5 protein-coding genes and 1 tRNA gene are annotated in these 7,381 nt (G+C 54.3%); 5 read left to right on the forward strand and 1 reads right to left on the reverse strand.

The genetic code is table 11. The annotated features are described in order from the left end of the window. Positions 1–34: 34 nt before the first annotated feature. Positions 35–108: transfer RNA gene (locus tag DC28_RS07120), tRNA-Ile, on the reverse strand. A gap of 493 nt (positions 109–601) precedes the next feature. Here DC28_RS07120 and DC28_RS07125 point away from each other — a divergent pair. The 5 genes from DC28_RS07125 to DC28_RS07145 all read left to right on the forward strand — a co-directional run bounded on the left by DC28_RS07125 (position 602) and on the right by DC28_RS07145 (position 6,672). Further along, positions 602–2,188, forward strand: coding sequence for a peptide ABC transporter substrate-binding protein (locus DC28_RS07125; RefSeq protein ID WP_037547294.1), 1,587 nt, complete (start codon positions 602–604; stop codon positions 2,186–2,188). 201 nt (positions 2,189–2,389) lie between these two features. Continuing rightward, positions 2,390–3,322, forward strand: a complete 933-nt coding sequence (locus DC28_RS07130; RefSeq protein ID WP_037547296.1) for an ABC transporter permease — start codon at positions 2,390–2,392, stop codon at positions 3,320–3,322. A gap of 71 nt (positions 3,323–3,393) precedes the next feature. After that, a complete protein-coding gene (locus DC28_RS07135) occupies positions 3,394–4,479 on the forward strand; it encodes an ABC transporter permease (protein ID WP_052078589.1) in 1,086 nt (361 codons plus the stop codon). An 11-nt stretch (positions 4,480–4,490) separates the two neighbouring features. Continuing rightward, complete coding sequence (locus DC28_RS07140) at positions 4,491–5,552, forward strand: ABC transporter ATP-binding protein (RefSeq protein WP_238565785.1); 1,062 nt, start codon at positions 4,491–4,493, stop codon at positions 5,550–5,552. A 73-nt stretch (positions 5,553–5,625) separates the two neighbouring features. Further along, a complete protein-coding gene (locus DC28_RS07145) occupies positions 5,626–6,672 on the forward strand; it encodes an ABC transporter ATP-binding protein (RefSeq protein WP_037547307.1) in 1,047 nt (348 codons plus the stop codon). The last annotated feature ends 709 nt before the right edge of the window (positions 6,673–7,381 follow it).

Raw genomic sequence — 7,381 nt, forward strand, 5'->3', positions numbered from 1 at the left:
AATCCAGCTTTGCTGAATCGCTCCCTTTTCCTTTTGGGCCCAGCAGGACTTGAACCTGCGACCAATGGATTATGAGTCCACTGCTCTAACCAACTGAGCTATAGGCCCGGTGAGGTGCCATTTTTACCTGATAGTCCGGGGTGTGTCAAGTCGGGAGAGATGGTGAACCCGGGGGGCTGTGGACGGGGGAGAAAGGAGCGTCAGGGGTCAAAGGGCGCATTAACCTTCCAATGAATCGGCGTGTAATGGAACGACAGACACCCTGGGAAAGCGGGTGGGACGGGGGCGATGGAGGGGGTAGGGCGGGAGGGGAAACGGGTCGGGAGGCGTTGGAATCACCATAAAAAACGGAAAAACGACGGCTACTTGGGAGGCGTTTTTGGAAAAGTTGGCAACATATATGTAGGGTGGTGGCATTCCTGAATGAGATTTAATAAAAAATGTGAATAAATACTCACAATTTTTACAGAAAAACCGGTTTAGTTGTAAAAAACGCGCATGACGAATTTGGTTTTTTATAAAAACTTACCTTGATTAAGAGGGTAATCCGGTTTACTATAGCAGCTACTTTTATTTCGCTTGCATGTATAAGGAGGAGCGCATGAAAAAAGTAATTGCAGCAGTATTGCTCGTATTACTGGTTGCACCCTTGGCAATGGCAGGTTCACAGAGTGAACAAGCTGCCCCCGCTGCCGACGCTGGTGCTGATTTTATTCTGATCAACGGAGCCGAGCCCGAGTCTCTGGATCCCCACCTGATTCAGGGTGTTCCCGAGAACCGGATCTACCAGTCCCTGTTTGACGGTCTTGTTATCTACGATCCTGAGACCGCTGACCCTGTTCCCGGGATGGCTGAGAGCTGGGAAGTAAGCGAAGACGGTACCGTGTATACCTTCAAGCTTCGCGAAGCCTATTGGACCGACGGCGTGCGGGTAACCGCTCAGCAGTTTGTTGACTCATGGCTGCGGATTCTGAATCCCGATACTGCCGGCCCCTATGCATGGTTCCCTTCCATGTTCATTAAGGGTGCTGCGGAGTACAATGCCGGCGAGGCTGGTCCTGAGGCTGTTGCGGTTCGAGCCCTAGATGATTCAACCTTCCAGTTTGAAACCATGGGTCCCATGCCCTATACCCTGGGTGCCCTGGCTCACTACTCCTTCGGTGTTGTTCCCACCCATGCCATTGCTGAGCACGGCGATGAGTGGACCCTGCCTGAGAACATTGTAACCAACGGTCCCTTCACCTTGAAGGAATGGCTTCCCCAGGAGCGGTTGGTGGTTCAGAAGAATCCCGACTACTGGAATGCCGACAGTGTTAAGCTGAACACCGTTACCTACCTGCCCATCGACGACAACAACACCGGGTACAATATGTTCCTCAACGGTGAGGTTGACTGGATGACCACCGTTCCCTTGGATCAGATTCCTTCTGCCAAGCTCCGGAACGATTACCACGTGTCTCCCCAGCTTTCTACCTACTACTACGTATTCCAAACCGAAAAGCCCTTTATCAACGAGCCCCTGGTTCGGAAGGCCCTTTCCATGGCTATCGACCGCCAACAGCTCGTCGATGTGGTTACCCAGGCCGGCCAGATTCCTGCCTACGGTATCGTTCCCGACATGACCGGATATGAGGCCCTGGAAGGATCCTACGATGTAGCCGGTGCTAAGGCCCTCTTGGCTGAAGCCGGGTATCCCAATGGCGAAGGCCTTCCTGAGTTCACTGTTCTGTACAATACCAGCGATGCTCATAAGAAGATCGCCGAGTTTATCCAGCAGCAGTGGAAGACCAACCTGGGTGTGAATGCAACCCTGACCAACCAGGAATGGCAGACCTACCTCAAGAGCCGGAACCAGGGTGACTTCGAAATTGCCCGGGCCGGATGGGTGGGTGACTACCAAGACCCCAACACCTTCCTTGATATGTTCGTTACCGGCGGCGGTATGAACGGCGGAAAATACACAAATCCTGAGTACGACCGGCTGATCAACCAAGCTGCCACCATGCCCGGAGGACCTGAGCGGATGGAAGTTCTGCACCGCGCAGAGCAGATCCTCGTTCAGGAAGACATGGGTATTCTTCCCCTCTACTACTATGTATCCCAGAATATGGTTGATACCAGCAAGTGGGGCGGATGGCACACCAACGTACTGGATATCCACCCCGTACGTGCAATCTACCAGAAATAAACCCGACCAAGGGATGAACTGGGAAGTCGGCCGGATGTTTGTCCGGCCGGCTTTTTCTCGCGTTGATGAGCGATGTAAAAATACTGTAACTGATAGAGGTTTCCCGGAAGCCTGGGTGTTTTCCCGGAACTTCATATTGAACCCCGTTTCCTGCCCACGACATCCTTTTACCCTAACCCTTGTAACAAGAGGATAACGCTGATGACCAAATATATTATTCGGAGGTTTTTAGGGCTTATACCGACCTTATTCGTTATAATCACCTTGAGCTTCATAATCGTACGTATTGCCCCGGGCGGGCCCTTTGCATCTGAAAAGAAACTGCCCCCCCAGGTGATCGAAAACCTTGAAAAGAAATTCAATCTGGACCAGCCCCTGCTGCTGCAGTATGCCAACTACATGTTCGATATTGCCCGGGGCGATTTGGGTCCTTCCTTTAAATATCATGACCGCGATGTAAACTACTTTATTGCCAACAGTCTCCCGAATTCCCTGCTCCTTGGGGTTTTGGCCCTTGGTCTGGCGGTGATTCTGGGAGTCGGCGCAGGGCTGATCTCCGCGGTTAAACAGAACAGCTGGCCGGATTACGTGTCCATGTCCATTGCGGTGGTGGGTATCTCGGTGCCCCTCTTTGTGGTCGGTCCGGTGCTGCAGTACTTTTTTGCCTTGAAGCTTCAGTGGTTCAATGTGGCGGGCTGGCTCACCGGCAGAAACGGTACGCCCCTGAACCTGGTTCTGCCCATTATTACCCTGTCCTTGCCCTATTTTGCCTACGTTGCCCGGCTTACCCGCGCTTCTGTTATTGAGGTGCTCCGGAGTGATTACATCCGCACTGCCAGGGCGAAGGGGCTTAAAGAAGGGGTTGTGCTCTTTAAACACGTGTTAAAGGGGGCCCTGCTTCCGGTGGTTTCCTACCTCGGGCCGGCCTTCGCTGGAATTATTACCGGTTCGGTGGTGGTGGAGAAGATTTTCCGGGTGCCGGGGCTTGGCAGCTTTTTCGTGCAGTCCGCCTTCAACCGGGATTACACCCTCATCATGGGAACGGTTATTGTCTACTCGGTCATTTTGATTCTCATGAACTTCCTGGTAGACATTCTCTATTCCCTGCTAGACCCCCGGGTCTCATATAAATAAACGGTCTAAAGGAGAATTCGGTGAACAAAGAACACAATACGCTACCGGAAGACCGGTTAATCAACGAACAGATTGCCGCCGAGGCCGATACCCACGATTTTACCGAAGAGGTAAAGGGGGTAAGCCTTACCCAGGATGCTTGGAAGCGGCTTAAAAAGAATAAGATGGCCATCTTCGGCCTGATCGTCGTTACCCTGTACGCCCTGGTGTCCATTTTGGCGCCGATCTTGCCCCTGTACAGCTACAGCCACCAGGTGCTGGAGCACGTGAACCTGCCCCCAGCCATCTTCAACGGCTTTAAAAACGCCGGGGAGCTGTGGCTCGAAAAAGAGGAGGCCTACCTCCAGCTGGTGCTGAAGTCCGAGAATCGGAACGAGCTGACCCAGGCCGAGCGCCAAAAACTGGCCGGCATTCGGGATAAGATTGCGAACCAGGTTGCAGAGAACGAAGACGGCGAGATGGTGAATCCCCATACACGGATCTACCTCCTGGGCACGGACTATCTGGGACGGGATATGCTGGCCAGGATAATCTACGGCGGCCAGGTTTCTATCATGATCGGTCTGTTAGGTACCCTGGTGTCGGTGGTAATCGGCATCATCTTCGGTGCTCTGGCGGGGTATCTGGGCGGTAAGGTGGATTACATGATCATGCGGGTGGTGGATGTGATGTACGGTCTGCCCTACATGCTCCTGGTTATCATCCTTATGGCCATTTTCGGGAACAACATCTACAACCTCTTCATCGCCCTGTCCCTGGTTTCCTGGCTCACCGTAGCCCGAGTGGTCCGCGGACAGATTATCAGCCTGAAGAACAGCGAGTTTGTTGAGGCTGCCCGGTCTATGGGTGCCGGAACCTGGCGGGTTATCTTCCAGCATCTGGTTCCCAATACAGCGGGGGTCATCATTGTATTTTCCACCCTCCGGGTACCCCAGTTTATTATGCAGGAGGCCTTCCTGTCCTTCCTGGGGCTGGGAATCTCGGCGCCCTATGCCTCATGGGGTTCCTTGGTTCAGGATGCTGTGGAGGGCATGAGCCTGAATCCCCACCGGCTCTTCTTTCCCGCCCTGGCAATGACCCTCTTCCTTTTTGCCATGAACTTCTTGGGGGACGGTCTGCGGGACGCCTTTGACCCCCACAGTAAGAACAGGCAGTAGGGGGAACCGATATGAGTAAGAACATGAATACAGAAACAAAAACCAACGACAGGGGTACCAACGAGCCGATTCTCTCGGTGAAGGGCCTCAAGACATACTTTAAAACCGACGAGGGACTGGTTAAGGCCGTCGACGGGGTAGATTTTGACCTGTATCCCGGGGAAACCCTGGGGATTGTGGGCGAGTCGGGCTCCGGAAAATCGGTGACCAACCTCTCAATTATGAAGCTCATCCCCAGCCCTCCGGGCAAGATCGCCGGCGGGCAGGTGCTCTTCGAGGGCAAGGACCTTCTGACCGCCACCGACGAGGAGCTGCGTAAGATCCGGGGCAACAAGATATCCATGATCTTCCAAGATCCCATGACCAGCCTTAATCCCTTCTTGCGGATATCCACCCAGCTGGTGGAAACCATTCGGCTCCACCAGGGCCTGGGCAAAGAAGAGGCTCGGGAGAAGGCTATCAAGGTTCTGGAGATGGTAGGAATTCCTGCCGCCCGTAAGCGGGTGGACAGCTACCCCCACCAGTTCTCCGGGGGGATGCGTCAGCGGGTGATGATTGCCATGGCCCTGTCCTGCAATCCCCAGATACTCATAGCCGATGAGCCCACCACCGCCCTGGACGTGACCATTCAGGCCCAGATTCTTGAAATCATCAAGGACCTGGCCAAGGAATTTCACACCGCGGTTATCATGATTACCCACGACCTCGGGGTGGTGGCCGGTATGTGCGACAAGGTCGCAGTTATGTACGCCGGGAAGGTGGTGGAAAAAGCGTCCACTCAGGAGCTCTTTGATAATCCCCAGCATCCCTACACCAAGGGCCTCATAAAATCCGTGCCCCGTTTGGATCAGGAGATGAAGGAAAAGCTTTACTCCATCGAGGGCCAGCCGCCATCGGTCATCGATCTGCCCGACGCCTGCCCCTTCGCACCCCGCTGCGAGTTTGCCATGGACGTGTGCCGGAAGAAGTATCCGACTACCACCGTTAGGAACGGTAGGGAGGTAGCATGCTGGCTCTATGCCGATGAGGCGCAAAAGGCCGAGGTACTTGAAAAGGAGGGCGCTCGTGGCTAAGCAGAGTACAAATCAACAGACAACAACCAAAGGCCAGAAAAAGGCAAGCCGTGTAGCCCTCCAGGGCCATCAGATAAACGAAGACCAGGTTTTGCTCCGGGTTAAGAATCTGAAACAGCATTTTCCTATTGAGGAAGGAGTGCTCTTCAAACGCCAGGTAGGATCCATCCGAGCGGTAGACGGCATCGACTTCGAGCTGAAACAGGGCGAGACCATGGGCCTGGTAGGTGAATCCGGCTGCGGAAAATCTACCACCGCCCGTTCCATTGCCCAACTCTACGAACCCACCGACGGCGAGGTGTGGCTTGACGGCCGGAACCTGACCGAGCTGTCCAAAGACGAGATGCTCAAGGCCCGCCGGGAGGTTCAGCTGGTGTTCCAGGATCCCTACGCCAGCCTTAACCCCCGGATGACCGTCGGCACCATCATCGCCGAGCCCATGATCATCTATAAACGCCGGGGACTTCTGAACATGACCAAGGAAGAAATCGACGGCCGGGTCGAGTGGCTCATGGAGAAGGTCGGCCTTTCAAAGACCTTCAAAAACCGCTACCCCCACGAGTTCTCCGGCGGCCAGCGCCAACGTATCGGCATCGCCCGGGCCCTGGCCCTGAACCCCAAGCTGATCCTGGCCGACGAACCGGTGAGCGCCCTGGATGTTTCCATCCAGTCCCAGATCCTGAACCTGCTGAAGGATCTGCAGCGGGAATTCAACCTCTCCTACCTGTTCATAGCCCATGACCTTGCCGTGGTCCGGTACATCTCCGACCGGGTAGCCGTCATGTACCTGGGCAAGATCGTAGAAATCGCCGACAGCACCGAGCTCTATGAAGACCCCATGCATCCCTACACCAAGGCCCTGATGTCCGCCATTCCCATTCCCGATCCCAAGGTCGAAGAAACCCGGAAGCGCATCATCCTTACCGGGGATGTTCCTTCCCCGGACCAAGAACGCCACGGCTGCTACTTCTACGACCGCTGTCCCAAGCGCATGGACAAGTGTAAAACCAGCATCCCCGAACTCCGGGAGGTAAAACCCGGCCACCGGGCAGCCTGCTTTCTCTACTTCGATCCGCCGGAACGCCAGGGCCAGGACAAAGACTTCCAACCCGAACGGTAGGGCCCGATACCAGGCCCCTCACACGGGGGGGGTGCTCCCGGCCCGGAGTAGGTACTCCAGACCGGGGTAGGTACTCCGGACCGTCGGGTGGCGGGTACAAGTTACCTTCCTGGTACCCAAGCAGTAGCTGATATTCGGGTAGCAGGGCGGGTTGTGGGTGCTCTGCCGCGTACCTGCACCCATCATTCCCTCGGAAGGGGAAAGTTTCATACCCCGGCAGGCCAGGAATTTCTGGGTTGTCGGGGTTTTTTGATTACCTACTAGGAATTCTAAGGCTGCTATTTCTGAAGCCAGGTCCGCTGTCTGTATAAGAGGGCTTTTTGGGTATTGAACTCTGTTACGTTGAACTAGGTCATTGTTAGCCTCAAGATTCCTCCACCTTCGTTTTCCTGGGTACCTAAAGTCGAAATTTCAGACCACTTTTCTACTGAGAAGGTCTAGGAAGCGCCTCTTCATTTGAAGGATTACTTCTTCAGGCTTCTTTTGCTCATTTACCGTTGGAACCTGATTAGCTGGCTTCGTAATTCTTTTCCCCAAATAACTAGGCTCGAAGAACAGAACCCTGTCACTTCACGAGCAATCTGGGCGAAGTGTATCTTGTCTTACAGGATAATTTGTAATTGTGAGGGGTTATGGTGCTAAGTATCTTGTATTGTCAACACCGGAAGCGGATTCATCTTTGGCGCAATCCGGGAGCAATCGGGAGGGC

This window comes from Spirochaeta lutea (genome assembly GCF_000758165.1).
Classification (GTDB): domain Bacteria; phylum Spirochaetota; class Spirochaetia; order DSM-27196; family Salinispiraceae; genus Spirochaeta_D; species Spirochaeta_D lutea.